The organism is Frigoribacterium salinisoli (assembly GCF_054781095.1).
In genome coordinates this window covers 383,313-407,927 of sequence record NZ_BAAGVB010000001.1, presented here as the reverse complement: position 1 = coordinate 407,927, position 24,615 = coordinate 383,313, and the positions used below count along the sequence as shown (strand labels likewise).

Here is a 24,615-nt window from a genome sequence, read left to right as displayed (position 1 = left end):
AGGAGAACGACGACGCTCGACGCGGCCCTACTCGACATGGTTCTCCTTCAGTACCCGGAGGAGATCGTCACGCACTTGCCGATTCTCTTCACGGGTAGCGGACGCCACGAGATTGTGGTTGTCCACCAAGAGGTCCCCCACCTGGTCCAGCGCGAGGGGGTCGTCCCGGAAGTCGTTGTCTCGGGACGACGAGTAGTAGTCATCGTGCGTGAAGGCCGACCTGTGCCTGGGATTGTTGTAATGCCAGACCTTGCCCGTCGCCTGGGCGACCTGCAATGCGTCCTTGTAGCTGAAGTCGTAGTACTCGGTCTCCGGATGCGGCTTCCAGACCAAGGGCATGCCCGCCCCCGAGAGCGAGACGACACGGTCGTAGTGCACGCCCAGGCATTCGGAACTCGTGATGTTCGCCAGACCCCAACTGTGACCGACAGCGTCGATGGTGACGGACGGCAAGGTGTCCAGTGTCAGCTCGAGTGAGCGTTGGAACGTGAACAACGACACACTGGACAAGCCCGTGAAGACCTCGTTGTTCGCCTCTAAGTACCCCCATGCCTTCTCCTCGGGCTCGACGGCGTGCTCGCCGGGAAATGCACCGTCCTTGAAGGCGAAGGTGACGGCATCAGCACCCAAGGACTCCTGCATCCATCTCGCCATCGCCTGGGCGCCGTCCTTCTTCGCGTAGAACGAGTCGAGCGAGGTGAACGTCCCAGGAACGTACGTGGCGACGTGGTTCGTCGTGGCACGGAAGGTGCCGAACATCTCGATGAGCCGTCCACCGTCGTGGTCGTACAGGTACAACTGCACCTCCGGCGACGGCCCCACCGCACGTTGCAGGTACGCCTTCTCCCGCCGCAACGAGACCACATCAGCTCCGGGCAGCACCAGCTCGCGCTCGATGTCGCGAAGCCTCGCTGCAGCGTTGAGTGCGTTGGCAGCGATGCGGGCATGGGGTGGCAGGCCGTCGAGACGGCCCAGGAGACCGGGCATCACCCCGACGAGTGCCGCCTGACGGGGCGAGAGCACCCAGGGGTCGCCACCGTCCATGGACGCCCACCACTCATGGACGTCTCGCGGCGAGCCCTCGAGGAACGGCTGCAGCACCTCCGGGTGCCTCTCGGCGAGCAGCCTCATGTCCGTCGCGGACAGGTCGCCCAGGTACCTCAGCAGCTGGCCGCTGGTCGGACACCCGGCACTGCTCGTGCCCAGCACGAGGGCGAGCTTGCCGAGCGCCGCCGTGCTCCCCAGCGCCGCCCTGCACGCCGCGTCGGCGCGCCTCCTGTCGGCGACGAGGTCGTCCCAGTCGAGGTCGAGGCGGCGCCCCAGCGCGTCGGCGGCGGCGATGCGGTCCGCCGCCGAGGGCAGCACCATGCCGAAGGGCAGGGTCTCGGCGGGCCGCGCGCTGAGCATCAGGCCCTCCTCGCGGATCGCCGCCGCCCGCTCCCGCTCCACCTCGCCCCGCCGGCGCTCCAGCTCGCGCTGGCGCTCCTGGATGCCCTCGACGGCGCGCGCGTAGACGCGCAGGGCCTCCGCGTGCTCGTCGAGACCGGTGCGGAGCGTGCGGGCGTCGCGCAACGCCTGGTCGAGCCCCGTCGCGAAGGCGTCGCGGGCGGCGCCCTCCCACACGGGCGGAGCGGTCTCGGCGAGGGCCGACGAGCCCCGCTGCACGACGAGGTCGAGGTCGTCGACCTCGTCATCGCGAGCCGCCGCCAGTCGGCGGATGCCCGCGGGGTCGCCCACCCCCGGGTTCGTCAGCAGGTCAACCACGCCCTGCCCCCTCGAGCTCGGCCTCGACTCTCTCCACCTCGTCGGCGGCTGCCCGGGCCAGCCTGGCGACGGCCCGGAGGGACTCGGTCAGGAGCTCGGAGCGCCGCCGCTGGTCACCCGCGGTGGACTCGAACTCGGTGACGACCGAGGGCGAGCCGAGCGCCCCTCCTGCGGCGTAGCGGAGGTCGGTGGACCAGCCCGCCCGCCCCGCCAGCTCGTCGACGCCCGTCGCCACTGCCGCGAGCGTGCCGCCCGCGACCACCATCTTCGACCCCATGTGACCTCCGACATGTCAGTACCAGTTCGGGGTCACCCTACAAGACAGAACGCTCGGCCGCAGGGGCCGAGCGTTCTGGTGGGCGGCGTCCACAGGCGCCGCGGGTGGGGTGGAGGGGTCAGGTGCGCTTGCGCTTCTCGCGCACGCGCATGTTGACCGTGATCGGCGTGCCCTCGAAGCCGAAGATCTCGCGGAGGCGGCGCGTGATGAAGCGCCGGTACTGCGGATCGAGGAACCCGGTCGTGAAGAGCACGAAGGTCGGCGGACGGTTCGCCGCCTGCGTCCCGAACAGGATGCGCGGCTGCTTGCCGGAGCGGAGCGGGTGCGGGTGCTCGGCGACGAGCTCGGCGAGCAGGGCGTTGAACTTGCCCGTCGGGATGCGGGTGTCCCACGACTCGAGGGCCAGCTCGAGCGCGGGCACGAGCTTCTCGAGGTGACGGCCCGTGCGGGCCGAGATGTTCACGCGCGGCGCCCACGACACGTGGTCGAGGTCCTGCTCGATCTCGCGCTCGAGGTAGCGACGACGGTCGTCGTCGAGGAGGTCCCACTTGTTGAACGCGAGCACGAGCGCACGGCCCGACTCGAGGACGAGGTCGATGATGCGGAGGTCCTGCGTCGAGATCGGCTCGGTGACGTCGAGGACGACGACGGCGACCTCGGCCTTCTCGAGCGCGGCCGACGTGCGCAGCGACGCGTAGAAGTCGGCGCCCTGCTGCAGGTGCACACGCTTGCGGATGCCGGCGGTGTCGACGAAGGTCCACACGCGGCCCGCGATCTCGACCTGCTCGTCGACGGGGTCGCGCGTGGTGCCGGCGAGCTCGTTGACGACGACGCGCTCCTCGCCCGCGGCCTTGTTGAGCAGCGAGCTCTTGCCGACGTTGGGGCGGCCGAGGATCGCGACGCGGCGCGGCCCGCCGACCTCCTCCTTGGCGACGGCGGAGACGTCGGGCAGCTTCGTCATGGCCAGGTCGAGCAGGTCGGCGACGTTGCGGCCGTGCAGGGCCGACACCGGGAACGGCTCGTCGAGGCCCAGGGACCACAGCGATGCGGCCTCGAGGTCCTTGCGGGCGTCGTCGCTCTTGTTCGCCACGACGATGATCGGCTTGTGCGAGGCCCGGAGCATGCGCACGACGTGCTCGTCGGTGGCCGTGGCCCCGACGTTGACGTCGACGACGAACAGCACGGCGTCGGCGAGGTCGACCGCGATCTCGGCCTGCATGGCCACGGACTTGTCGATGCCGAGCGCGTCGGGCTCCCACCCGCCGGTGTCGACGAGGGTGAAGCGACGACCGCCCCACTCCGCCTTGTACGAGACGCGGTCGCGGGTGACGCCGGGCTTGTCCTCGACGACGGCCTCACGGCGGCCGAGGATCCGGTTCACGAGCGCGCTCTTGCCGACGTTGGGCCGACCGACGATCGCGAGCACCGGCAGGGCCGGCGAGTACGTCAGCGCGTTCGGGTCCCACTCGCCGTCCTCGAGGACGGACAGGTCCTCGTCGGCGAGCTCGTAGTCCTCCAGGCCGGCCCGGAGCGCGCGTGAGCGCTGCTCGGCGTCCTCGTCGGGCAGCTCCTGCAGGCGCTGCACCATCTGGGCGTCCAGCTCGGGAAGCTTGTCGTCGTCTGCCACGGGGGCTCCTAAAGAATCGTGCCCGCGCCGGGCGCCGGGGCGGCCCGCACGAGCGTGACCACGGCCTGCACGGTCTGGTCGAAGTCGAGATGGGTGGAGTCGACCGTCTCGACGCCGGGGGCGGCGGTCATGAAGTCGACGACCTTGCTGTCACGCCGGTCGCGGTCGGCGAGCTGACGTGCGGTCTCGTCCGCACTCTGCCCGGTGACCTCGGCGGAACGCCTGGCCATCCTAGCGGCTTCGCTCGCCGTGAGCAGGATGCGCACCTGGGCGTCCGGGGCGACGACCGTCGTGATGTCGCGGCCCTCGGTGACGATCCCCCCCTTGTCGGTGGCGGCGATGATGCGACGGAACAGGTCGACCATGTACCGCCGGACCTCGGGCAGCTTCGCGACCGAGCTCACGGCACCGGTCACCCGCGGGGTGCGGATCTCGTCCGTGACGTCGCGCCCGTCGACCGTCACCGACGGCGCGGCCTCGGGGTCGGTCGCGATGGCGTACCGGAACGCGGGCAGCGCGGCGACGACCGCGTCGGCGTCGTCGAGGTCGACGCCCGTCTCGAGGACGTGCAGCGCGAAGGCCCGGTAGGCCGCGCCGGTGTCCTGGTAGTCGAAGCCCAGCGAGAGGGCCGCGGCACGGCTGACGCTCGACTTGCCGCTGCCGGCGGGCCCGTCGACGGCCACGACGAGGTGCGCGTGCACCGCCTCGGCCGTCTCGGCGCGGAGCTCGGCGACGTGCGCCTCGCCCGCGGGACCGCCCACGCCGTGCTCGCCGGGGACGCGCTCGGGACCGGAGGCGAGGTCCGCGGCGGGGCCGGTCGGGCCTCCTGCGCTGCCCTGCGCGCTCACGAGCGGGCCTCCGGGATCGTCCAGCCGCGCCGTTCCAGCTCGGCGACGAGTCGTTCTTCGTGTTCGGGCACGATGGCCACCTCCGCGAGTCCGACCTGCGCGCCCGGCGAGTGCTCGAGGCGGAGGTCTTCCAGGTTGACGCCGATCTCACCGATCTCGGTGAGCAGGCGAGCGAGCTGCCCCGGCACGTCGTCGACCATGACGACCACCGAGCTGTACTGGTCCGAGCGCCCGTGCTTGCCGGGCAGGCGCGCCACTCCCCCGTTGCCGGCACCGACCGCCTCGGCGACGGTACGCCGGGCCCCGGGCGCCGACGGCTCGGCGAGCGCCCGCACGACTCCGTCGAGGTCGTCGCGCAGCTCGCGGAGCACCGGCACGACGTGCTCGGCGTTGGCGGCGAGGATCTGCACCCACAAGGCGGGGTCGCTCGACGCGATGCGCGTCACGTCGCGGACGCCCTGCCCCGCGAGGCCGAGCGAGGCGTCGGGCGCGTCACGGAGGCGCGCGGCCATGAGGCTCGCGACCACCTGCGGCGCGTGGGAGACGAGGGCGACGCCGGTGTCGTGCTCCTCGGGGGTCATCTCGACGGGCGTGGCGCCAAGGTCCAGGGCGAGGTCCTCGACGGCCGCGGCGCGACGGTAGGTGATGTCGTCGTGCCCCGCGATCACCCAGGGGCGCCCGACGAAGAGGTCGGCGCGGGCCGAGATGGCCCCGCCGCGCTCCCGACCGGCCATGGGGTGCGAGCCGATGTAGCGGCTGAGGTCGGCACCGCGGGCGCGCAGCTCGGCGAGCGGCGCCCCCTTGACCGACGCGACGTCGGTGACGAGCGCGCCGGGGTGAGCCGCCAGCTCGCGCGCGACGACGTCGGCGGTGACGTCAGGAGGCACGGCCACGACCACGAGGACGGGCGCGTCCCCCTCGGCGGGCGGGCGCCCCGCGCCGTAGTCGACGGCGAGGCTGCGGGCCGCGGGCGACACGTCGTCGAGGACGACGTCCACGCCCTGCTGTCGCAGCCGCAGGCCGATGCTCGCGCCGAGCAGGCCCGAGCCGACGATGCGGACCTGGCCGCTCAGCCGGCGGTCGCCCGTGGTCAGGTCGCCGACGGTCTGGTCGGACGGGCTGCCGTCAGGATTTGGGGCGGCGGTCGCGTGCGTCACCGGCCGTCACCACCCCGAGGGCCCCGACCACCGCCGCGCGGTCCGCCGCGGTCGTCGCGCGAGGGACGCCGGTCGTCGTCACGGCGCGGACCACGGTCGTCGCGACCCTGGTAGCCACCACCGCGAGGCGCGGCACCGCGGTCGTCGCGACCCTGGTAGCCGGAGCGCGGAGCACCGCCACGGTCGTCACGGGGAGGGCGTCGATCGTCGTCGCGGCGCGGGGCGCGGTCGTCACGGGGAGGGCGTCGATCGTCGTCGCGGCGCGGCGCACGGTCGTCACGGCCCTGGTACCCGCCACCACGAGGAGCAGCACCACGGTCGCGGCGACCCTGGTAGCCACGGCGGTCGTCGCGACCCTGGTACCCGGAGCGCGGGGCGCCTCCACGGTCGTCGCGCGGAGGACGACGGTCGTCGTCGCGGCGCGGCACACGGTCGTCGCGACCCTGGTACCCGCCACGCTCGGGGCCGCCGCGGTCGGCGCCGCCACGGTACCCACCACCACGAGGGGCGCCACCGCGGTCGTCGCGACCCTGGTACCCGCCACCACGAGGAGCAGCACCACGGTCGTCGCGACCCTGGTACCCGGAGCGCGGGGCGCCTCCACGGTCGTCGCGCGGAGGACGACGGTCGTCGTCGCGGCGCGGCCCACGGTCGTCGCGACCCTGGTACCCGCCACGCTCGGGACCGCCGCGGTCGGCGCCGCCCCGGTACCCGCCGCGCGCAGCGCCACCGAGGGCGTCGCGACCCTGGTACCCGCCACGGTCGGAGCCGCCGCGGTACCCGCCGCGGTCGTCGCGCCCGCGCTCGGGGCGTCCGCCCGGCTCGCGGTCGCCGTCACGACCCGCGTCGCGGCGCCCGGCCTGTTCGCGTCGCACCTCGGCGCGGCGCGAGAGGGGTGCACCGCCACCGCGGGGCGCGCGGTCGGGACGGGACCCGTCGGGGCGACCCGGGCCTCCTGCGGGGGTGCGCCCGCGGCGTCGCTCGTCGCGCGCGTCGGTGTCGGGGTCGAACTCGACGTCGTCCTCGTCGTAGTAGTCCTTCTCGGCGTCGACCTCGACGTCGACGACGTCGGCCTCGGCGAGCCCGGTGCGGTCGTCGGCGTCGTCGGGGCGCTGGGCGTCCTGCGGGTCGCGGGCGAGCGTGAGGATCGCGCCGAGCTCGTCGCGCGTGAGGGCGCGCATGTGGCCGATCTTGAGCGTGCCGAGGTGGAGGGGCCCGAACTGGCGGCGGACGAGGTCGATCACGGGGTGGCCGACCGCCTCCATCATGCGGCGCACGATGCGGTTGCGACCCGAGTGCAGGGTGATCTCGACGAGCGAGGAGTCGCCCGAGCGCGACAGGCCGGCCCCGCCCCCGACGAGGCGCGCCTTGTCGGCGGCGATCGGACCGTCGTCGAGCTCGATGCCCGCCGACAGCTGCGCGAGCACCTCGCGCGTGACCTGGCCGCGCACCTTCGCGACGTACGTCTTGGTGACGCCGAACGAGGGGTGCGCGAGCACGTGCGCGATGCGGCCGTCGTTCGTGAGCAGCAGGAGGCCGCTGGTCTCGGAGTCGAGGCGGCCCACGTTGAACAGGCGCTCGTCGTACTCCTCGGTGAACTGCCGCAGGTCGGGGCGGCCGTGCTCGTCGCTCAGCGACGAGACGATGCCGACCGGCTTGTTGAGCATGACGTAGCGGCGCGTGGCGTCGAGCTGCACGACCGTGCCGTCGACGACGACCTCGTCCGTCTCGGGGTCGATGCGACGACCGGGCTCGGTGACCACGCGGCCGTTGACGCGCACGCGGCCGGCGGCGATCAGGTCTTCGGAGACCCGGCGGGAGGCGACGCCCGCGGCGGCCATGACCTTCTGCAGGCGCTCGCCGCCGGGCAGGTCGCCGTCGTCGTGGGACTCGGTCGTGGGTGCGTCAGGCGACATCGGAGACCCCTTCGCGGCCGTCGGAGAGCAGGGGCGACAGGAGCGGGAGCTCGTCGAGGGAGGTGATGCCGAGGTGCGTCAGGAGGAGCTCCGTGGTCTGGTAGGTGACGGCGCCCGTCACGGGGTCGGTGCCGGCCTCGGTGACGAGGCCGCGCCCGAGCAGCGTGCGCACGACCGAGTCGACGTTCACCGCCCGGATCTGCGCCACGGCGCTGCGCGTGACGGGTTGCTTGTAGGCGATCACCGCGAGGGTCTCGAGGGCCGCCTGCGACAGTCTGGTCGGGTTCTGCGTGAGCACGAAATCGCGCACGAGCGGATCGTGCTCGGAGCGCACGTAGAACCGCCAGCCGCCGCCCACCTCGCGCAGCTCGAAGCCGCGCCGTGGGCCGCCGGCCTCGCCGTCGTAGTCGGCCACGAGTGCGGTGAGCGCGCGCCGCACCTCGGCGACGGGTCGACCGGCACCGGTGGCAAGCTCCGTGGGCGACTGCGGCTCGTCGGCCACCATGAGCAGCGCCTCGAGGCGGCGCTGGAGCAGGTCGAGGTCAGCCGTCATAGTCGGCCCCCAACGCCACCAGGGACTCGTCCGTCCAGCTCTCGGCGGTCCAGCGCAGGCTCAGCTCGCCGAGCGGCTCGACCTGCTCGAACGTGAGCGCGGCGGTGCGGTAGAGCTCGAGGACCGCGAGGAACCTGGCCACCACCACGCCCTTCTGGTCGACGCCGGCGACGAGCTCGCGGAACGTCGCGACCCCGGACCTCCTGAGCATCGCCACGACGTGCGCGGCCTGCTCGCGGATGCTCACCAGCGGCGCGTGCAGGTGGTCGAGCCCGACGGTGGGCACCTCGCGCGGCGTGAGCGCGAGTGCGGCGAGCGCGGCGAAGTCGTCGGGCGAGAGGGTCCAGGTCAGCTCGGGCACGGTCTCGCGGTACTTCTCCTCCAAGCGCACCGAACGGGCGTGGCGACGCGACTCGGCCTCGGCGTGCTCGGCGAACCACCGGGCGGCGAGCTTGAAGGCGCGGTACTGCAGCAGCCGCGCGAAGAGCAGGTCGCGCGCCTCGAGCAGCGCGACGTCCTCGGCGTCGACGAGCTCGCCCTGGGGCAGGAGGCCCGCCACCTTGAGGTCGAGGAGCGTCGCCGCCACGACGATGAACTCGCTCGCCTGGTCGAGGTCGACCTCGGCGTCGACGTCGCGCAGGTAGCTCAGGAACTCGTCGGTGACCGCCGAGAGCGCCACCTCGGTGACGTCCATCTCGCGCTTGGTGATGAGCGAGAGCAGGAGGTCGAAGGGGCCCTCGAAGTTGTCCAGCGTGACGCGGAACCGCGCGCCCGTGCCCTCGCGCGGAACGAGGTCGAGGCCGGCGTCGCCCCGTTCGGCGACGGGCGCCTCAGGCAGCGGCACCACGGGAGATCAGCTCGCGCGCGAGCTGCCGGTACGCCTTGGCCGCCGCGTGCTCGGGGGCGAACTGCGTGATGGGCACGCCCGAGACGGTCGCGTCGGGGAACTTCACGGTGCGACCGATGACGGTCTCGAGCACCTGGTCGCCGAAGGCCTCGACGACGCGCTCGAGCACCTCACGGCTGTGCAACGTGCGCGAGTCGAACATCGTGGGGAGGATCCCGTCGAGCTCGATCGCCGGGTTGAGGCGGTCGCGGACCTTGTCGATGGTCTCGACGAGCAGGGCCACGCCGCGGAGGGCGAAGAACTCGCACTCGAGCGGGATGAGCACGCCGTGCGCGGCCGTGAGGGCGTTGACGGTGAGCAGGCCGAGCGAGGGCTGGCAGTCGATGAGGATGACGTCGTACTCGCCGGAGACCTGGCGCAGGACCCGCGCCAGGATCTGCTCACGGGCGACCTCGTTGACCAGGTGCACCTCGGCGGCGGAGAGGTCGATGTTGGCGGGCATGACGTCGAGGCCGGGCACGCGCGAGTGCACGATGACGTCGTGGGCGTCCTTCACGGTGCCGATGAGCAGGTCGTAGACGGTGGCCTGGTCGTGGGTCTGCAGCGCGAGGCCGGCCGACAGGGCGCCCTGCGGGTCGAAGTCGATGGCGAGCACGCGGCGGCCGTACTCGGCGAGCGCCGCGCCCAGGTTGATGCTGGTGGTCGTCTTGCCGACGCCGCCCTTCTGGTTGCAGAGCGTGATGATGCGAGCGGGCCCGTGCGTCGCCAACGGCTCGGGGACCGGGAACTCGGTGCGCGGGCGACCGGTCGGCCCGAGCTCGGGCGTCGCCGGCACGCCCTCGAAGAGGGTGGGGGTGCTCGAGGTCGGCTTCGTGCTCACCCTCCCAGGGTACCGGCGAGGTCCGACGGGGCCGGGGCGCGGCACGCGCGACACGGACGATGGGCCTCACCCTCTACATGAGGGTTGACCCTGGTCAGGGACCGGTTGCGACCGGGGGCGCAGGAGGCGCGGGCGACCCCGGCACGGTCCCCGCGGTCGCCGTCGTCGCCCGCGGGTGCGCGGTCGTGTAGACGTCGCGCAGGGCGTCGGCCGTGACGAGCGTGTAGAGCTGCGTCGTCGCGACCGAGGAGTGCCCGAGGAGCTCCTGCACCACGCGGACGTCGGCCCCGCCCTCGAGCAGGTGCGTCGCGAAGGAGTGCCGCAGGGTGTGCGGCGACACGTCGACGTCGAGCTCGGCCCGCTCGCCGGCGGCCTGCAGCACGAGCCAGGCCGACTGTCGGCTCAACCGCGCTCCCCGGCTGCCGAGGAACAGCGCGGGCGTCGACCCGCCCCGCACCGAGAAGACCGGACGGGCCCGCACCAGGTAGGCGTCGAGCGCCCGGCGCGCGTAGCTGCCGAGCGGCACGATCCGCTGCTTGGACCCCTTGCCGAGCAGGCGGACCACGTCGCCGTCGACGACGTCGTCGACGTTGAGGCCGACGGCCTCCGAGACGCGGGCCCCCGTCGCGTAGAGCAGCTCGAGGAGCGCCTTGTCGCGCACCCGCTCGGGCTCCTCTCCGTCGGTGGCCCGCAGCAGCGCCTCGACCTGCGCGAGCGTGATCGCCTTGGGCAGCCGGGCCGGCTGCTTCGGCGGGCGGGTCGTCGCCGCCACGTCGGCAGCCACGAGCCCCTCCTCGAGGAGGAACCGGTGCAGCCCCCGCACGCTCGAGAGCACACGGGCGACGCTCGACGGCCCGAGCGCCCGCTCCGCCCGCGTGGCCAGCGCCACCGGGAACGCCGCCACGTCGGCCGCCGTCACCGCGCCGACGTCGCCGCGCCCGAGGCCCGCCAGGTGCTCGGCCCAGAGCACGAGGTCGCGGCGGTACGCCGCCGCCGTGTTCGGGGCGAGGCCGCGCTCGACCGTGACGTGCCTGAGGTAGCGGTCCACGGCCTCCTGCACGGTCGTCACGGCGTCGCCCCGACGAGCGTCACGCGCTGATCGTCACCCCGGCGAGCGTCTTCTTGCCCCGCCGCACGACGACGACGCCGTGCAGCGGACCGCTCTCGGCGAGCGTCTGGTCGGCCGACGCGACGCGCGCGTTGTTGGCGTAGACGCCACCCTCGGACGCGGCCCGACGAGCCGCGCCCAGCGAGGCCACGAGCCCCGTCTCGACGAGCGCCTGCGCGATCGTCGCGCCGCCCTCGAGGGTCGCCGACGGTAGCTCGGCCGTCGCGCTCAGCAGCGTCGTCTCGTCGAGCAGCGCGAGGTCGCCCTGCCCGAAGAGCGCACCGGAGGCGTCGATCGCCGCCTGTGTCGCCGCCTCGCCGTGCACGAGGCGCGTGACCTCCCACGCGAGCGTGCGCTGCGCCTCGCGGCGGAACGGCTCGTCGGCCACGGCCCGTTCGAGGCGCTCGATCTCGTCGCGCCCGAGGAACGTGAAGACCTTCAGCCGCTCGACCACGTCGGCGTCGTCGGTGTTGAGCCAGAACTGGTACAGCGCGTACGGGCTCGTCAGCTCGGCGTCGAGCCAGATCGCGTTGCCCTCGCTCTTGCCGAACTTCGTGCCGTCGCTGTTCGTGATCAGCGGCGTGCCGATCGCGTGCACGGCCACGCCCTCGGTGCGACGGATGAGGTCGACGCCGCCGATGAGGTTGCCCCACTGGTCGCTGCCGCCCGTCTGCAGCACGCAGCCGTAGGTCGCGTGCAGCTCGCGGTAGTCGAGCGCCTGGAGGATCTGGTAGCTGAACTCGGTGTAGCTGATGCCCGCGTCGCTGTGGAGGCGCGCGCTCACGGCGTCCTTCTTCAGCATCGTGCCCACGCGGAAGTGCTTGCCGATGTCGCGGAGGAACTCGATCGCCGAGATCGGGCTCGTCCAGTCGAGGTTGTCCACCACCCGGAGGCCGTTCTCGCCGTCGGGCGACAGGAACTTCTCGACGTGGCCACGGATGCGCTGCACCCACTCGCCGACGACCTCGGGGGTGTTGAGCGTGCGCTCGGCGGTCGGGCGCGGGTCGCCGATGAGGCCCGTCGATCCGCCGACGAGCCCGAGCGGCTTGTGGCCCGCCAGCTGCAGGCGGCGCAGGGTCAGCAGCTGCACGAGGTTGCCCAGGTGCAGGCTCGGCGCCGTCGGGTCGAAGCCGCAGTAATAGGTGATCGCAGGTCCGGCGAGGAGGGACTTCAGGGCATCGGCGTCGGTCGAGACGTGCACGAGGCCGCGCCACACCAGTTCGTCCCACACGTCGTCGAAGGTGGGGTCGTTCCGTTGGGCGGCCAGGACGTCCGCGGTCGTTCTGCTGGTCACCCGCACACGGTATCAGCGCGCAGGAGGCCCGCCCCGCCCCCGGCGCGACGTGGCCGCCCGGTACGCCGACACCGTCGGGTCGCCGGGCAGCCAGAACCGCCACGGGAAGGCGTCTCCCCCGGCGTGCCCGGACACGCCCACGCGCGGCCCGGTGGCGACCTCCGGTGCGGGCCCGGACGGGAGGTGGAGCGAGGCGCGTCCGGTGCCGAGCCGGAGGCCGTCGTCGGCGAGCTCGATGCCGAGCGCCGTGCCGAGCCGGCCGGGCCCGCTCGCGAGGTCGTCGTCGCGACGGGACGTCGCGCGCCGGGCCCGCGCCTCCGGTAGCCCCGCGACGACCTCGCCGGCGCGGAGCAGCAGCCCCGACGCGTAGCCCTCGGGACCGCACACGACGTTGACGCAGCGGTGGATGCCGTACGAGAGGTACACGTAGAGCGTGCCGCCCGGCCGGAACATGCTGCCGTTGCGGGCCGTCTCGCCCCGGTGCGCGTGCGATCCCGGGTCCTGCCCCTGCCCGTGGTACGCCTCGACCTCGGTCAGGCGGACGGCCACGGGCCCGACCCGGAGGACGGCACCGAGCAGGCTCGGTGCCACCTCCAGGGCCGGGCCCTGCAGCAGTGCGGCGGCCTCGGGGTCGAGGCCGGGTACGGGATCGGTCACGCCACGGCGGGGTCCAGCTCCCGCACGAGACCGCGCACGCGCTCGGTCAGCGCCGCGACCTGCTCGGCCACGCGCTCGGGCGCCGTGCCGCCCGCACCCCGACGGCTCGCGATCGAGCCCTCGACGGTCAGCACGGCCCGGATGTCAGGGGTGAGGTGCGGCGACACCTGGCGGTACTGCTCGTCGCTCGGCTCGTCGAGCTCGAGATCGTGCTGCTCGCAGAAGCGGACCAGCTCACCGCTGATCTCGTGCGCGTCGCGGAACGGCACGCCCTGGCGCACGAGCCACTCGGCGACGTCCGTCGCCAGCGAGAAGCCCTGCGGGGCCAGCTCGGCCATGCGGGCCTCGTCGAACGTGAGCGTCGCGACCAGGCCCGTGAAGGCCGGGAGCAGGACCTCGAGCTGCGTGACGGAGTCGAAGACGGGCTCCTTGTCCTCTTGCAGGTCGCGGTTGTACGCCAGCGGCAGCCCCTTGAGCGTGGCCAGCAGGCCGGTCAGGTTGCCGATGAGGCGACCGGACTTGCCGCGGGCGAGCTCCGGGATGTCGGGGTTCTTCTTCTGCGGCATGATGCTCGACCCGGTCGAGAACGCGTCGTGCAGCGTGACGAAGCCGAACTCCCGCGTCGACCAGAGGATGATCTCCTCCGACAGGCGCGAGAGGTCGATCCCGATCTGGGCGGCGACGAAGGCGAACTCGGCCACGACGTCACGGCTGGCCGTCGCGTCGATCGAGTTCTCGGTCGTCCGGTCGAAGCCCAGCTCGGTGGCCACGAGCAGCGGGTCGAGGCCGAGCGAGCTGCCCGCCAGCGCCCCGGCGCCGTAGGGCGACGCGCCGGCACGCCGCGACCAGTCGCGCAGGCGCTCGAGGTCGCGGACCAGCGGCCAGGCGTGCGCCAGGAGGTGGTGCGCCAGCAGCACGGGCTGGGCGTGCTGCAGGTGCGTGCGCCCGGGCATCACCGCGGTCTCGTGGGCGGTCGCCTGCGAGACGACGGCGTCGACGAGCGCGACGACCTGACGGCCGATCGTGGCGGCGTGGTGGCGCAGGTACAGGCGCACCAGCGTCGCGATCTGGTCGTTGCGGCTGCGGCCCGCACGGAGCTTGCCGCCGAGCTCGACGCCCGCGATCGCGATGAGGCCCCGTTCGAGCGCCGAGTGGACGTCCTCGTCGGACTCCTCGGGCGCGAAGGCACCGCTCGCCACCTGCTGCTCGAGCTCGTCGAGCGCGGCGACCATGGCCGTCAACTCGTCGGCGTCGAGGTACCCAGCCGCGGCCAGGGCGCGGGCGTGCGCCCGCGACCCGGCGAGGTCGTACGGTGCCAACTGCCAGTCGAACTGCGTCGACCGGCTGAGCGCCGCCAGCTCGGGCGACGGCCCGGAGGCGAAGCGGCCGCCCCAGAGGGAGCCCGCCTCACCGGCACGCTCGTTGGCCGTCACGGCCGGGGCGTCGCCGCCCCCGGCCGTGACGTCGGGCGTCGTCGCGTCGTCGGTCGCCATGCCTACTGCTGGCTCAGGTCGCGCCGCGCCGAGATCTTGCTGGGCAGCGACCAGATCTCGATGAAGCCCTTCGACAGCGACTGGTCGAACGTGTCGCCCGTGTCGTAGGTCGCGAGGTCGAAGTCGTAGAGGCTCTGCTCGCTGCGCTGACCGGTGACGACCGCGCGGCCGCCCTGCAGCTTGAGGCGGATCTCGCCCGAGACGTAGCGCTGCGTGTCGTCGATGAAGACGTCGAGCGAGCGCTTGAGGCCGGAGAACCAGAGGCCGTCGTAGACGAGGTTGGACCACTCGGCCTCGACGCCCCGCTTGTAGCGGCCGAGGTCGCGCTCGAGGGTGAGCGCCTCGAGGGCCTCGTGCGCGACGATGAGCGCCACGGCGCCGGGGGCCTCGTAGACCTCGCGGCTCTTGATGCCGACCAGGCGGTCCTCGACGACGTCGATGCGGCCGACGCCGTGCTTGCCGGCGAGCTCGTTCATCCTCTCGACGATGCCCAGCGGCGTGTAGGCCACGCCGTCGATCGCGACCGGGACCCCGGCCTCGAAGCGGACGACGACCTCGTCGGCGTCCTTCAGGACGGCCGGGTCCTGCGTGTACTCGTACAGGTCCTCGATGGGAGCGTTCCACGGGTCCTCGAGGAAGCCCGTCTCGACCGCGCGACCCCAGACGTTCTTGTCGATGGAGTACGGGTTCGCCGCGCTCTGGCGGATCGGCAGGTCGTGCTGCTCGGCGTAGACGATCGCCTTGTCGCGGGTCAGGGCGAGGTCGCGGACCGGCGCGATGCTCGTGAGGTCGGGCGCGAGCGCGGCCACGGCGGCCTCGAAGCGGACCTGGTCGTTGCCCTTGCCGGTGCAGCCGTGCGCGACGCTGTCGGCGCCGAGCTCCTTCGCCACGCGGGCGAGGTGGCGCGCGATGAGCGGGCGGCTCAGGGCGGAGACCAGCGGGTAGGTCTTCTGGTACATCGCGTTGGCCTTGAGGGCCGGCATGAGGTAGTCCGTGCCGAACTCCTCCTTGGCGTCGACGACGACCGACTCGACGGCGCCGCAGCCGAGGGCACGCTGACGGATGTCCTCCATGTCCTCACCGCCCTGACCCACGTCGACGGCCAGGGCCACGACCTCCTTGCCGGTCGCGTCGGCCAACCAGCCGATGCCGACCGAGGTGTCGAGGCCGCCCGAGTATGCGAGGACTACGCGCTCCGCCATGGTGCTCCTTGATGCGTTGGTGTTCGTGTGCTGTCGTGAGGGGGGTAGGTGGCGACGCCGACCGGGCGGTCGGCGCCGCCGGGGGCTCAGTGCTCGAGGAGCCAGGCCAGCAGCGCCTTCTGGGCGTGCAAGCGGTTCTCGGCCTCGTCCCAGATGACGCTCGAGGGTCCGTCGATGACGTCGGCGTCGACCTCGTACCCGCGATCGGCGGGGAGGCAGTGCAGGAAGATCGCGTCGTCGGCGGCCTCGCCCATGAGGGCGGCGTCGACCTTGTACGCGCCGAAGACGGCGACCCGCTCGGCCTTCTCGTCCTCCTTGCCCATCGACACCCAGGTGTCGGTGACGACGACGTCGGCGGAGGCGACGGCCTCGTGCACGTCGGTGGTGACGAGCACCGAGCCCGCGGTGCCCGCGGCGATGCGCTCGGCGTCCGCGACGACGTCCGCCTCGGGCTGGAAGCCCTGCGGTGCCGCCACGCGGACGTGCATGCCCGCGGTGGCGCAGGCGAGCAGGTAGCTCTGGCCCATGTTGCTGCGGCCGTCGCCCACGAAGGTCACGGTGAGGCCCGCGAGGGTGCCCTTGCGCTCACGGATGGTCTGCAGGTCGGCGAGCAGCTGGCACGGGTGGAAGTCGTCGCTCAGCGCGTTGACGACGGGGACGCGCGTGCCCGCGGCCATCTCCTCCAGGCCCGACTGCGCGTACGTGCGCCAGACGATGGCCGAGACCATGCGCTCGAGCACGCGGGCGGTGTCGGAGGGGGTCTCCTTGCCGCCCAGCTGGCTGTTCGCCGTGGCGATGATCAGCGGGCTGCCGCCCAGGTCGGCGACGCCCACCGCGAAGGAGACGCGGGTGCGGGTGGAGGACTTGTCGAAGATGACGGCGACCGTCTGCGGCCCCTCGAGGGGACGGCGCGCCCAACGGTCGCGCTTCATGGCGTCGGCGAGGTCGAGGACCTCGAGCTGCTCGGCGGGCGACAGGTCGTCGTCGCGGAGGAAGTGGCGGGTCATGCGAGGCCTTCCAGGACGGTGGAGAACAGGGTCGTGAACTCGGCGATCTCGGCGTCGCCCACGATGAGGGGCGGGGCGAGCCGGATGCTCGAGTCGTTCGGGGCGTTGACGATGAGGCCGGCCTCGAGGCAGGCCGCGGCGATCTCGGCCGCGACCGGCTGGGTGAGCCCGACGCCGACCAGGAGCCCGCTGCCGCGGATCTCGGCGACGAGCGGGGAGCGCAGGCCCTCGATCGCCGCGCGCAGCTGCGCGCCGCGGAGCGCCGCCTGGTCGACGAGGCCGGCGCGCTCGATCTCGCCGAGCACGGCGTTGGCCGCGGCCGTGGCCAGCGGGTTGCCCCCGAAGGTGGTGCCGTGCTGCCCGGCCTCGAAGAGGTCGGACGCGTCGCCGAAGGTGACGAGCGCGCCGATGGGCACGCCGCCGGCGATCCCCTTGGCGAGGGTGATCGCGTCGGGCACGATGCCGGAGCGCTGGAACGCGAACCAGGAGCCCGTGCGGCCGATGCCCGTCTGGATCTCGTCGAGCACCAGCAGCGCACCGTGCTCGGTCGTGAGCTCGCGGGCACGCTCCAGGAACCCGTCGGGCAGGTCGAGGACCCCCGCCTCGCCCTTGATCGGCTCGACGAAGACCGCGGCGACCCGGTCGTCCATGGCCGCCTCGAGAGCCTCGAGCGTCGTGTCGATGTGCTCGACGCCGGCCGGCACGGGCTCGAACGGCTCGCGCAGCGCCGGCTTGCCGGTGAGGGCGAGCGCGCCCATGGTCCGACCGTGGAACGAGGCCTGCAGCGCCAGGACGCGCGTGCGGCGCCCGTCACCACGGTTGAGCCGGGCGAGCTTGAACGCGGCCTCGTTGGCCTCGGCGCCGCTGTTGCCGAAGTAGACCCGGCCGCGCTCCCCCGCACCCGTGAGCCGGACCAGGCGCTCGGCGAGCTCCAGCTGCGGCGCGGTCGCGAAGTAGTTCGAGACGTGGATCAAGCTGCCCGCCTGCGCGGCGATCGCCTCGACGAGCACCGGGTGCGCGTGACCGAGGGCGTTGACCGCGATGCCGGCGAGGAAGTCGAGGTAGCGCTTGCCCTCCGAGTCCCACACCTCGCACCCGCTGCCGCGCTCGAGGAGGACCTTCGGGACCGTCGTCGAGCGCATGATGTGATCGCCGAATCGGCGCTGCCAGGTACCGCCTTGCGTCTGCGTCATGGTCACGACTGTCCTTCCTTCTCGGGGGCCCCGGACGGGGCGGTGGTGGGGACGGCGGAGGCGGCGCCGGTGGACGCCGCTCGCTCGTCGGGGACGACCTCGGTGCCCGACCCGCGCTGGGTGAAGACCTCGAGGAGGATCGAGTGCGGGATGCGACCGTCGATGATGGTCGCCCCGCCGACGCCGCCGACGACCGCGTCGAGGCAGGCCCGCATCTTGGGGATCATGCCCGACTCGAGCGACGGCAGGAGGTCGCGCAGCGCCGAGACCGAGATGGCCTCGACGAGCGAGTCCCGGTCGGGCCAGTCGGCGTAGAGCCCGGCCACGTCGGTGAGGACCACGAGCTTGGCCGCGCGCAGCGAGACGGCCAGGGCCGCCGCCGCCGCGTCCGCGTTGACGTTGAGGAGCTGCGACGCGTCGTCCTCGTCGGCGGCGAGGCTCGAGACCACGGGGATGCGCCCGGCGTCGAGCACGTCGAGCACCCGCGAGGGGTCGACCGCGACGACGTCGCCCACGTGGCCGAGGTCGACGGGGGCGCCGTCGACGACGGCCTCGCGCCTCCTGCCCGTGAAGATCGGGGCGCCGTCGCGTGAGACCGCGCGGGCGAGGTCGCCGTGCTCGCCGATCTGGGCCACGAGCTCGCCCGCGACGCCACCCGTGAGGACCTCGCTGACGACCGTGATCGCCTCGGTGCTCGTGTAGCGGTACCCGCCCCGGAAGTCGCTCGGGATCCCCGCCTCGGCCAGGGCGGCGGTGATCTGCGGACCGCCGCCGTGCACGACGACGGGACGCAGTCCGACCGTGCGGAGGTAGACCATGTCCTCGGCGAACGCACGACCGAGCTCGGCGTCGACCATGGCGTTGCCGCCGAACTTGACGACGACCACCTCGCCCGAGAAGCGCTTGAGCCACGGCAGCGACTCGATGAGGGTCGCGGCCTTGACCGCGGCGAGCTCCTGCTCGCCCTGTGCCTGCTGGTGAGGGCCCGCCATCAGCTGGAGTACGCGCTGTTCTCGTGCACGTAGTCGTGCGTGAGGTCGTTCGTGAGGATCGTCGCCTCGGCCTCGCCGACGCCCAGGTCGACGAGCACGTGGACCGCGCGCGAGCTCAGGTCGACCTCGTCGCTCGGCCGGTCGGGGGCGCCCTCGTGGCAGACGCGGACGCCGTTCATCGACACGTCGACGGCGTAGGGGTCGAAGGCGGCACCGGTCGTCCCGATCGCCGCGAGCACGCGACCCCAGTTGGGGTCGTTGCCGAAGACGGCCGCCTTGAACAGGGCGTTGCGGGCGATGGAGCGCCCCACCTCGACGGCGTCGGCCTCGCTCTCGGCGTGGACGACCTCGATGCGGATGTCGTGCGAGGCGCCCTCGGCGTCGCCCTGGAGCTGCTCGGCGAGGTCGGCGCAGAGCTGCTCGACCGCCGCGGAGAACGCCTCGGGCGAGGGGCTCACGCCCGACTCGCCGCTGGCCAGCAGAACGACGGTGTCATTGGTCGACATGCACCCGTCGGAGTCGAGCCGGTCGAACGTGCGCCCCGTGGCGTGCCGGAGGCTCGCGTCGAGCTGCGCGGCGGGCAGGTCGGCGTCGGTGGTCAGCACGACGAGCATGGTGGCCAGGCCGGGCGCGAGCATGCCCGCGCCCTTCGCCATGCCGCCGACGACCCAGCCGTCTCCCGTGACGACGGCCTGCTTGGGGCGGCTGTCGGTGGTCATGATGGCCCGCGCGGCGTCGTCGCCACCGTCGACGCGGAGCTGAGCCGCGGCCTCGGTGCTGCCGGCGAGGACCTTGTCGCGGAAGACCTGGTCACCGACGCCGATGAGGCCCGTCGAGCAGACGACCACGTCGCCCGCGCCCACGCCCAGCAGCTCGCCGACCCGCTCGGCGGTGGCGTGCGTCGTCTGGAAGCCGAAGGGCCCGGTGAAGCAGTTGGCTCCCCCGCTGTTGAGCACGACGGCCTCGACGACGCCGTCGGTCAGCACCTGCTGCGACCACAGCACGGGGTGGGCCTTCGCCCGGTTGCTCGTGAAGACGGCGGCGGCCGCCTTGCTGCGCCCCTGGTTGACGACGAGCGCCACGTCGCGGGCGCCCGTGCTCTTGAGCCCGGCGACGACGCCGGCCGCGGCGAAGCCCCGCGCGGCCGTGACGCTCACGGTGCCACCCCGTCGACGCTCAGGCCGGTGGTCTCGTCGAGGCCGAGGGCGAGGTTCGCGGCCTGCACGGCCGCCCCGGCCGTGCCCTTGACGAGGTTGTCGAGCGCGCTGACGACCACGACGCGTTCGGCGGCCTCGTCGACGGCGATCCCGACGAGGCAGGTGTTCGCCCCGATCGTGTCGGCCGTGCGCGGGAACTCGCCCTCGGGCAGGAGGTGCACGAAGGGCTCCGCCGCGTAGGCCCGCTCCCACGCGCCCCGCACGTCGTGCGCCGAGACGCCCGGTGCGAGCGTCGCGGTGGTCGTGGCCAGGATGCCGCGCGACATGGGCACGAGCACGGGGGTGAACGACAGGCGGACCTCGGTCGCACCGGCGAGCCGGAGGTTCTGCTGCACCTCGGGCACGTGCCGGTGCGTGCCGCCGACGCCGTAGGCCGACGCCGACCCCAGCATCTCGCTGGCGAGCAGGTGCGCCTTGAGCGCCTTGCCGGCGCCGGACGGGCCGACGGCGAGCACGGACACGATGTCGGTGGACTCCACGACGCCCGCGGCCACGCCCGGGGCGAGGCCCAGGGTGATCGCGGTGACGTTGCACCCGGGCACGGCGATGCGCTTCGTGCCGACGAGCTCGTCGCGCTGACGACCGCCCGTGCCACCGTGCAGCAGCTCGGGGAGGCCGTAGGTCCAGGCCCCGAAGAACTCGCCACCGTAGAACGTGGCCCAGTCGGCCTCGTCGGTGAGCCGGTGGTCGGCGCCGCAGTCGACGACGAGCACGTCGTCGGGCAGCTCGGCGGTGATCGCCCCGCTCTTGCCGTGCGGCAGCGCGAGGAAGACGACGTCGTGCCCGCGCAGGTTGACCGCGGTGGTCTCGACGAGCGTGAGGTGGCTGAGGCTGCGGAGGTGCGGTTGCACGCTGACGAGCGGCTGGCCGGCGTTCGAGAACGCCGTGACCGTGCGCACCTCGAGGTCGGGGTGCGCGGTCAGGATGCGGAGCAGCTCGCCACCGGCATAGCCGCTGGCGCCCGCCACGGCGACGGAGAGGGGCATGGGTCCACCCTAGTGTTCGAGGTCGGTCGAGGATCGGGGCGGCGACGCCGGGCGAGGTCTAGTCGCGGAGCGTCGCCCCCGATCGCTCGCCCGCCAGCCGGACCGCGCCCTGCTTCGCCCCGGTGGCCTCGGCCGCCGTCAGCGTACGGTCGTCGGCGCGGAAGCGCAGGGCGAACGTGAGGCTCTTGGTGCCGGCCTCGAGCCCCTCGCCGCGGTAGTCGTCGACGAGGCGGACGGCCTCGAGCAGCTCGCCCGCGCCCTCGCGCACGGCGGCCAGGACGTCCCCTGCGGCCACGCCCTCGGCCACGACGAGACTGAGGTCTTGCGTGGCGGCGGGGTAGGTCGAGATCGGCGCCGGGCTGGGCTCGCGACGGGCGAGCTCGAGCAGCCGGTCCAGGTCGAGCTCGGCGAGGGCGACGACGCGCGGCAGGTCGAGCTCGTCGGCCAGGGCGGGCAGCAGCTCTCCGGCGTGGCCGACGACCTCGCCCGCGACGACGATCTCGGCGGTGCGGCCAGGGTGCAGCGACACGTGGTGCCCCTGGCGGAACTCGACCTCGGCGGCGACGGCGTGGGCGGCGACGCGCACCGCGTCGAGCACGTCGACGAGCGACGCGGCCACCTCGGGCTGACCGGGCTGGCGATCGATGGAGGCACCGAGGGCGAGGACGCCCAGGTGGCGCGGCTGCGGGGGCAGGCTCGCGTGCAGCTCGGCGAGCACGTCGGCGTCGGGCACGGCCGCCCCCTGCGGCACCTCCGCGGTGCCGTAGGAACGGTCGGCCTCGGGCAGGAAGACCCGCCCCGACTCGAAGAGGGCCAGGTCGACGAGCCCGCGGGACAGGTTGCGCCGCGCGACGTCGAGCAGCCCGGGCAGCAGGGACCGGCGGAGCTCGGCCGCGGCCGAGTCGAGCGGGTTGGCGAGCCGGACGCCCGTGACGGCGCTGCCGTCGGCACTGCCGAAGGCGGCCTGCTGCGCGGCCGTGAGGAACGGGTACGCCGCGACCTCGTCGAGCCCGGCACCGGCGAGGGCCGTGGCGACCCTGCGCGCCAGCACCTGCTCGCGCGTGAGGCCGCGACCGGGAGGCGCGACCGGGAGCACGGAGGGGATCCGGTCGTACCCGGTCACCCGCGCCACCTCTTCGACGAGGTCGGCGGAGTGCACGAGGTCCGGACGCCAGCTGGGCGGGGTCACCGACCAGCCATCGGCGACCGCCTCGACGGTCGCGCCCACGGTCTCGAGCGTCGAGACGATCTCGTCGTCGGTGTAGTCGACGCCCATGAGCGCAGCGGTGCGTCCGCGCGGCAGCGTCACCGCGGACGGCGCAGGGGCCTCGTCGAGGACCGAGCCGAGGTCGTCGGCGGTGCCCCCGGCGAGCTCCACGAGGAGGTCGACGACGCGCTGAGCGGCCACGCGGGACACCGCGGGGTCGACGCCGCGCTCGAAGCGCTTGGACGCCTCGGAGGGCAGCTTGTGCCGACGGGCCGTGCGAGCGACCGACACGGGGTCGAAGGTCGCGGCCTCGACGAGCACGTCGGACGTGGCCTCGCCGATCTCGGTCGTGAGGCCGCCCATGACGCCGGCGAGCCCGATGGCCCCCGACTCGTCGGCGATGACCAGGTCTTCGGGGTGCAGGTCGCGGACCTGGCCGTCGAGCGTCTCGAGGCGCTCCCCCGGTGCCGCGCGGCGGACCGACAGCCCACCGCTGAGCGCACCGAGGTCGTAACCGTGGATGGGCTGCCCGAGCTCGAACATGACGTAGTTCGTGATGTCGACCGGCAGGGAGATGCTGCGGACGCCCGCGAGCCGCAGCCTGCTGCGCATCCAGGCCGGCGTCGGGCGCGTCGGGTCGATGCCCCGCACGACGCGCGTGACGAACGTGGTCACGCCGGGACGGCCGCGCACGGGGGCCTCGTCGGCGAGGACGACGTCGAAGCCGGATCCGTCGCGCGGATCGACGGCCAGTGCCGGGTCGCGGAAGCTCGCACCGGTGGCGTGCGAGTACTCGCGGGCCACGCCGCGGATGCTGAAGGCGTAGCCGCGGTCGGGCGTGACGTTGATCTCGACCGCGGACTCGTCGAGGCCCAGCAGGGCCACCGCGTCGGTGCCGACCTCGGGGTCGAGCCCGAGCGACGAGAGCAGCAGGATGCCGTCGTGCTCGTCGCCGAGGCCCAGCTCACGGGACGAGGCGATCATGCCGTCGCTGACGTGGCCGTAGGTCTTGCGCGCCGAGATGGGGAACGGGCCGGGCAGCACCGCGCCGGGGAGCGACACGACGACCTTGTCGCCGACGACGAAGTTGTGCGCGCCGCAGACGATGCCCCGGACGTCGTCGGGACCGACCGCGACCTGGCACCAGTTGATCGTCTTGCCGTTCTTCTGCGGCTCGGGCACGAGCTCGAGGACCTGGCCGACCACGAGCGGGCCCGTGACCTCGCCCGCGTGCACGGCCTCTTCTTCGAAGCCGACGGAGACGAGCGCCGCGTGCACGTGCTCGAGGGAGACGTCGTCGGGCAGGTCGACGTGCTCGGCCAACCAGGAGAGGGGGATGCGCATCAGACCACCATGCCGAACTGCTCGCCGAACCGGACGTCGCCCTCGACCATGTCGCGCATGTCGTCGAGGTCGTTGCGGAACTGGAGGGTCCGCTCGATCCCCATGCCGAAGGCGAAGCCCTGGTACTGGTCGGGATCGATGCCCGCCGCCCGGAGGACGTTCGGGTTGACCATGCCGCACCCGCCCCACTCGACCCACCGCGCGCCGCCCTTGGCGTGCGGCTGCCAGACGTCCATCTCGGCGCTGGGCTCGGTGAACGGGAAGTAGTTGGGCCGCAGGCGGATCTGCGCCTCGGCGCCGAACATCGACCGCGCGAGGTGCTCGAGCGTGCCGCGCAGGTGCGCCATGGTGAGGCCACGGTCGATGGCGATGCCCTCGATCTGCGTGAAGACTGGGGTGTGCGTCGCATCGAGCTCGTCGGTGCGGTACACCCGGCCGACGGCCACGTTGTAGACCGGCAGGGGCTTCTCGAGCAGGGTGCGGATCTGCACGGGCGAGGTGTGCGTGCGGAGCACCAGGTGCTGGTCGACCGGGTCGACGAAGAAGGTGTCCTGCATGGCGCGCGCGGGGTGGTCGGCGTCGAAGTTGAGGGCGTCGAAGTTGAACCACTCGTGCTCGAGCTCGGGACCCTCGCTGAGCTCCCAGCCCATCGCCGTGAAGTGGTCGACCATCGTCTCTTGCAGCAGGGTCAACGGGTGCCGCGAGCCCGCACGGCGACGGGTCGGCAGGGCCGTGACGTCGACCGCCTCGGCCTCGAGCCGCGCGGCCTCCTCGAGCTCGGCGAGCACGGCCTCGCGATCGGTGACGGCCTTCGCCACGCGGCCCCGTGCCGCGCCCATGAGCTTGCCCGCGCCCGCCTTCTGGTCGGACGGCAGGTCGCGGAGACCGGCGTTCATGCGGGCGAGCACGGAGGCTTCGCCGACGTGGCGCGCGCGTGCGGCCTTCAGCTCGGCGACGGACGCGGCGGTGGCGATCGCCGCGAGGGCGGCGTCGACCGCCGAGGCGACGGCCTCTTCGGTGATCGGGACGGTGTCTGGCACGAGCAC

Annotated in this window: 20 protein-coding genes and 1 pseudogene; all 21 read right to left on the bottom strand. The window is 73.2% G+C overall.

The genetic code is table 11. The features are described from left to right. Positions 1 to 27: 27 nt before the first annotated feature. The 21 genes and pseudogenes from ACYVHQ_RS01975 to pheS all read right to left on the bottom strand — a co-directional run bounded on the left by ACYVHQ_RS01975 (position 28) and on the right by pheS (position 24,609). Positions 28 to 1,764, bottom strand: coding sequence for a WXG100 family type VII secretion target (locus ACYVHQ_RS01975; protein WP_460510434.1), 1,737 nt, complete (start codon positions 1,762 to 1,764; stop codon positions 28 to 30). Beyond that, positions 1,757 to 2,041 (bottom strand): hypothetical protein, encoded by a 285-nt coding sequence (locus ACYVHQ_RS01970; protein WP_460510432.1) that lies wholly within the window; start codon positions 2,039 to 2,041, stop codon positions 1,757 to 1,759. Before ACYVHQ_RS01970 ends, ACYVHQ_RS01975 begins: the two co-directional genes overlap by 8 nt. Before the next feature lie 118 nt (positions 2,042 to 2,159). After that, complete coding sequence (gene der, locus ACYVHQ_RS01965; RefSeq protein WP_460511214.1) at positions 2,160 to 3,629, bottom strand: ribosome biogenesis GTPase Der; 1,470 nt, start codon at positions 3,627 to 3,629, stop codon at positions 2,160 to 2,162. A gap of 47 nt (positions 3,630 to 3,676) precedes the next feature. Beyond that, positions 3,677 to 4,369, bottom strand: coding sequence for a (d)CMP kinase (gene cmk / locus ACYVHQ_RS01960; protein ID WP_460511213.1), 693 nt, complete (start codon positions 4,367 to 4,369; stop codon positions 3,677 to 3,679). A gap of 143 nt (positions 4,370 to 4,512) precedes the next feature. Then, positions 4,513 to 5,610 (bottom strand): prephenate dehydrogenase, encoded by a 1,098-nt coding sequence (locus ACYVHQ_RS01955; RefSeq protein ID WP_460511212.1) that lies wholly within the window; start codon positions 5,608 to 5,610, stop codon positions 4,513 to 4,515. A gap of 1,184 nt (positions 5,611 to 6,794) precedes the next feature. Then, a pseudogene (locus ACYVHQ_RS01950) lies at positions 6,795 to 7,589 on the bottom strand (pseudouridine synthase); the annotation flags it as partial. Then, the gene (gene scpB / locus ACYVHQ_RS01945; protein WP_460510430.1) at positions 7,579 to 8,142 is read right to left on the bottom strand and encodes an SMC-Scp complex subunit ScpB; all 564 of its coding nucleotides are present in this window, start codon (positions 8,140 to 8,142) and stop codon (positions 7,579 to 7,581) included. The gene scpB and the pseudogene ACYVHQ_RS01950, both read right to left, overlap by 11 nt. Continuing rightward, positions 8,132 to 8,989 (bottom strand): segregation and condensation protein A, encoded by an 858-nt coding sequence (locus ACYVHQ_RS01940; RefSeq protein WP_460510428.1) that lies wholly within the window; start codon positions 8,987 to 8,989, stop codon positions 8,132 to 8,134. Before ACYVHQ_RS01940 ends, scpB begins: the two co-directional genes overlap by 11 nt. Continuing rightward, a complete protein-coding gene (locus ACYVHQ_RS01935) occupies positions 8,973 to 9,824 on the bottom strand; it encodes a ParA family protein (RefSeq protein WP_460511211.1) in 852 nt (283 codons plus the stop codon). The genes ACYVHQ_RS01940 and ACYVHQ_RS01935 overlap by 17 nt, the downstream gene beginning before the upstream one ends. Before the next feature lie 139 nt (positions 9,825 to 9,963). After that, a complete protein-coding gene (locus ACYVHQ_RS01930) occupies positions 9,964 to 10,938 on the bottom strand; it encodes a site-specific tyrosine recombinase XerD (protein WP_460510426.1) in 975 nt (324 codons plus the stop codon). Positions 10,939 to 10,957: 19 nt separating this feature from the next. Next, a complete protein-coding gene (tyrS, locus tag ACYVHQ_RS01925; protein WP_460510424.1) occupies positions 10,958 to 12,271 on the bottom strand; it encodes a tyrosine--tRNA ligase in 1,314 nt (437 codons plus the stop codon). Positions 12,272 to 12,283: 12 nt separating this feature from the next. After that, the gene (locus ACYVHQ_RS01920) at positions 12,284 to 12,928 is read right to left on the bottom strand and encodes a DNA-3-methyladenine glycosylase (protein ID WP_460510422.1); all 645 of its coding nucleotides are present in this window, start codon (positions 12,926 to 12,928) and stop codon (positions 12,284 to 12,286) included. After that, the gene (argH, locus tag ACYVHQ_RS01915) at positions 12,925 to 14,421 is read right to left on the bottom strand and encodes an argininosuccinate lyase (protein WP_460510420.1); all 1,497 of its coding nucleotides are present in this window, start codon (positions 14,419 to 14,421) and stop codon (positions 12,925 to 12,927) included. The genes ACYVHQ_RS01920 and argH overlap by 4 nt, the downstream gene beginning before the upstream one ends. Before the next feature lie 2 nt (positions 14,422 to 14,423). Then, entirely contained in the window at positions 14,424 to 15,623 is a 1,200-nt protein-coding gene (locus ACYVHQ_RS01910; RefSeq protein WP_460510418.1) for an argininosuccinate synthase, read from the bottom strand. Between the two features lie 86 nt (positions 15,624 to 15,709). Continuing rightward, complete coding sequence (gene argF, locus ACYVHQ_RS01905; RefSeq protein WP_460510416.1) at positions 15,710 to 16,630, bottom strand: ornithine carbamoyltransferase; 921 nt, start codon at positions 16,628 to 16,630, stop codon at positions 15,710 to 15,712. Beyond that, entirely contained in the window at positions 16,627 to 17,823 is a 1,197-nt protein-coding gene (locus tag ACYVHQ_RS01900; protein ID WP_460510414.1) for an acetylornithine transaminase, read from the bottom strand. Before ACYVHQ_RS01900 ends, argF begins: the two co-directional genes overlap by 4 nt. Before the next feature lie 2 nt (positions 17,824 to 17,825). Next, positions 17,826 to 18,815 (bottom strand): acetylglutamate kinase, encoded by a 990-nt coding sequence (gene argB / locus ACYVHQ_RS01895; RefSeq protein ID WP_460510412.1) that lies wholly within the window; start codon positions 18,813 to 18,815, stop codon positions 17,826 to 17,828. Next, positions 18,815 to 19,972: a bifunctional glutamate N-acetyltransferase/amino-acid acetyltransferase ArgJ gene (gene argJ, locus ACYVHQ_RS01890; RefSeq protein WP_460510410.1), complete on the bottom strand. Its 1,158-nt coding sequence runs from the start codon at positions 19,970 to 19,972 to the stop codon at positions 18,815 to 18,817. The genes argB and argJ overlap by 1 nt, the downstream gene beginning before the upstream one ends. Further along, entirely contained in the window at positions 19,969 to 21,018 is a 1,050-nt protein-coding gene (gene argC / locus ACYVHQ_RS01885) for an N-acetyl-gamma-glutamyl-phosphate reductase (RefSeq protein WP_460510408.1), read from the bottom strand. The genes argJ and argC overlap by 4 nt, the downstream gene beginning before the upstream one ends. A gap of 58 nt (positions 21,019 to 21,076) precedes the next feature. Then, positions 21,077 to 23,569 carry a phenylalanine--tRNA ligase subunit beta gene (gene pheT, locus ACYVHQ_RS01880; protein ID WP_460510406.1) on the bottom strand — a complete coding sequence of 831 codons (2,493 nt, stop codon included), beginning with the start codon at positions 23,567 to 23,569 and terminating at the stop codon, positions 21,077 to 21,079. Further along, positions 23,569 to 24,609, bottom strand: coding sequence for a phenylalanine--tRNA ligase subunit alpha (gene pheS / locus ACYVHQ_RS01875; RefSeq protein WP_460510404.1), 1,041 nt, complete (start codon positions 24,607 to 24,609; stop codon positions 23,569 to 23,571). Before pheS ends, pheT begins: the two co-directional genes overlap by 1 nt. Positions 24,610 to 24,615 lie beyond the last annotated feature (6 nt).

What these genes read in the sequence shown, in the direction of transcription:
- ACYVHQ_RS01970 (WP_460510432.1), bottom strand. Translation starts at nt 2,041, where the DNA reads ATGGGGTCGAAGATGGTGGTCGCGGGCGGCACGCTCGCGGCAGTGGCG.
- der (WP_460511214.1), bottom strand. Translation starts at nt 3,629, where the DNA reads ATGGTGCAGCGCCTGCAGGAGCTGCCCGACGAGGACGCCGAGCAGCGC.
- scpB (WP_460510430.1), bottom strand. Translation starts at nt 8,142, where the DNA reads ATGACGGCTGACCTCGACCTGCTCCAGCGCCGCCTCGAGGCGCTGCTC.
- argH (WP_460510420.1), bottom strand. Translation starts at nt 14,421, where the DNA reads ATGGCGACCGACGACGCGACGACGCCCGACGTCACGGCCGGGGGCGGC.
- ACYVHQ_RS01910 (WP_460510418.1), bottom strand. Translation starts at nt 15,623, where the DNA reads ATGGCGGAGCGCGTAGTCCTCGCATACTCGGGCGGCCTCGACACCTCG.
- argF (WP_460510416.1), bottom strand. Translation starts at nt 16,630, where the DNA reads ATGACCCGCCACTTCCTCCGCGACGACGACCTGTCGCCCGCCGAGCAG.
- ACYVHQ_RS01900 (WP_460510414.1), bottom strand. Translation starts at nt 17,823, where the DNA reads ATGACGCAGACGCAAGGCGGTACCTGGCAGCGCCGATTCGGCGATCAC.
- argB (WP_460510412.1), bottom strand. Translation starts at nt 18,815, where the DNA reads ATGGCGGGCCCTCACCAGCAGGCACAGGGCGAGCAGGAGCTCGCCGCG.
- argC (WP_460510408.1), bottom strand. Translation starts at nt 21,018, where the DNA reads ATGCCCCTCTCCGTCGCCGTGGCGGGCGCCAGCGGCTATGCCGGTGGC.
- pheT (WP_460510406.1), bottom strand. Translation starts at nt 23,569, where the DNA reads ATGCGCATCCCCCTCTCCTGGTTGGCCGAGCACGTCGACCTGCCCGAC.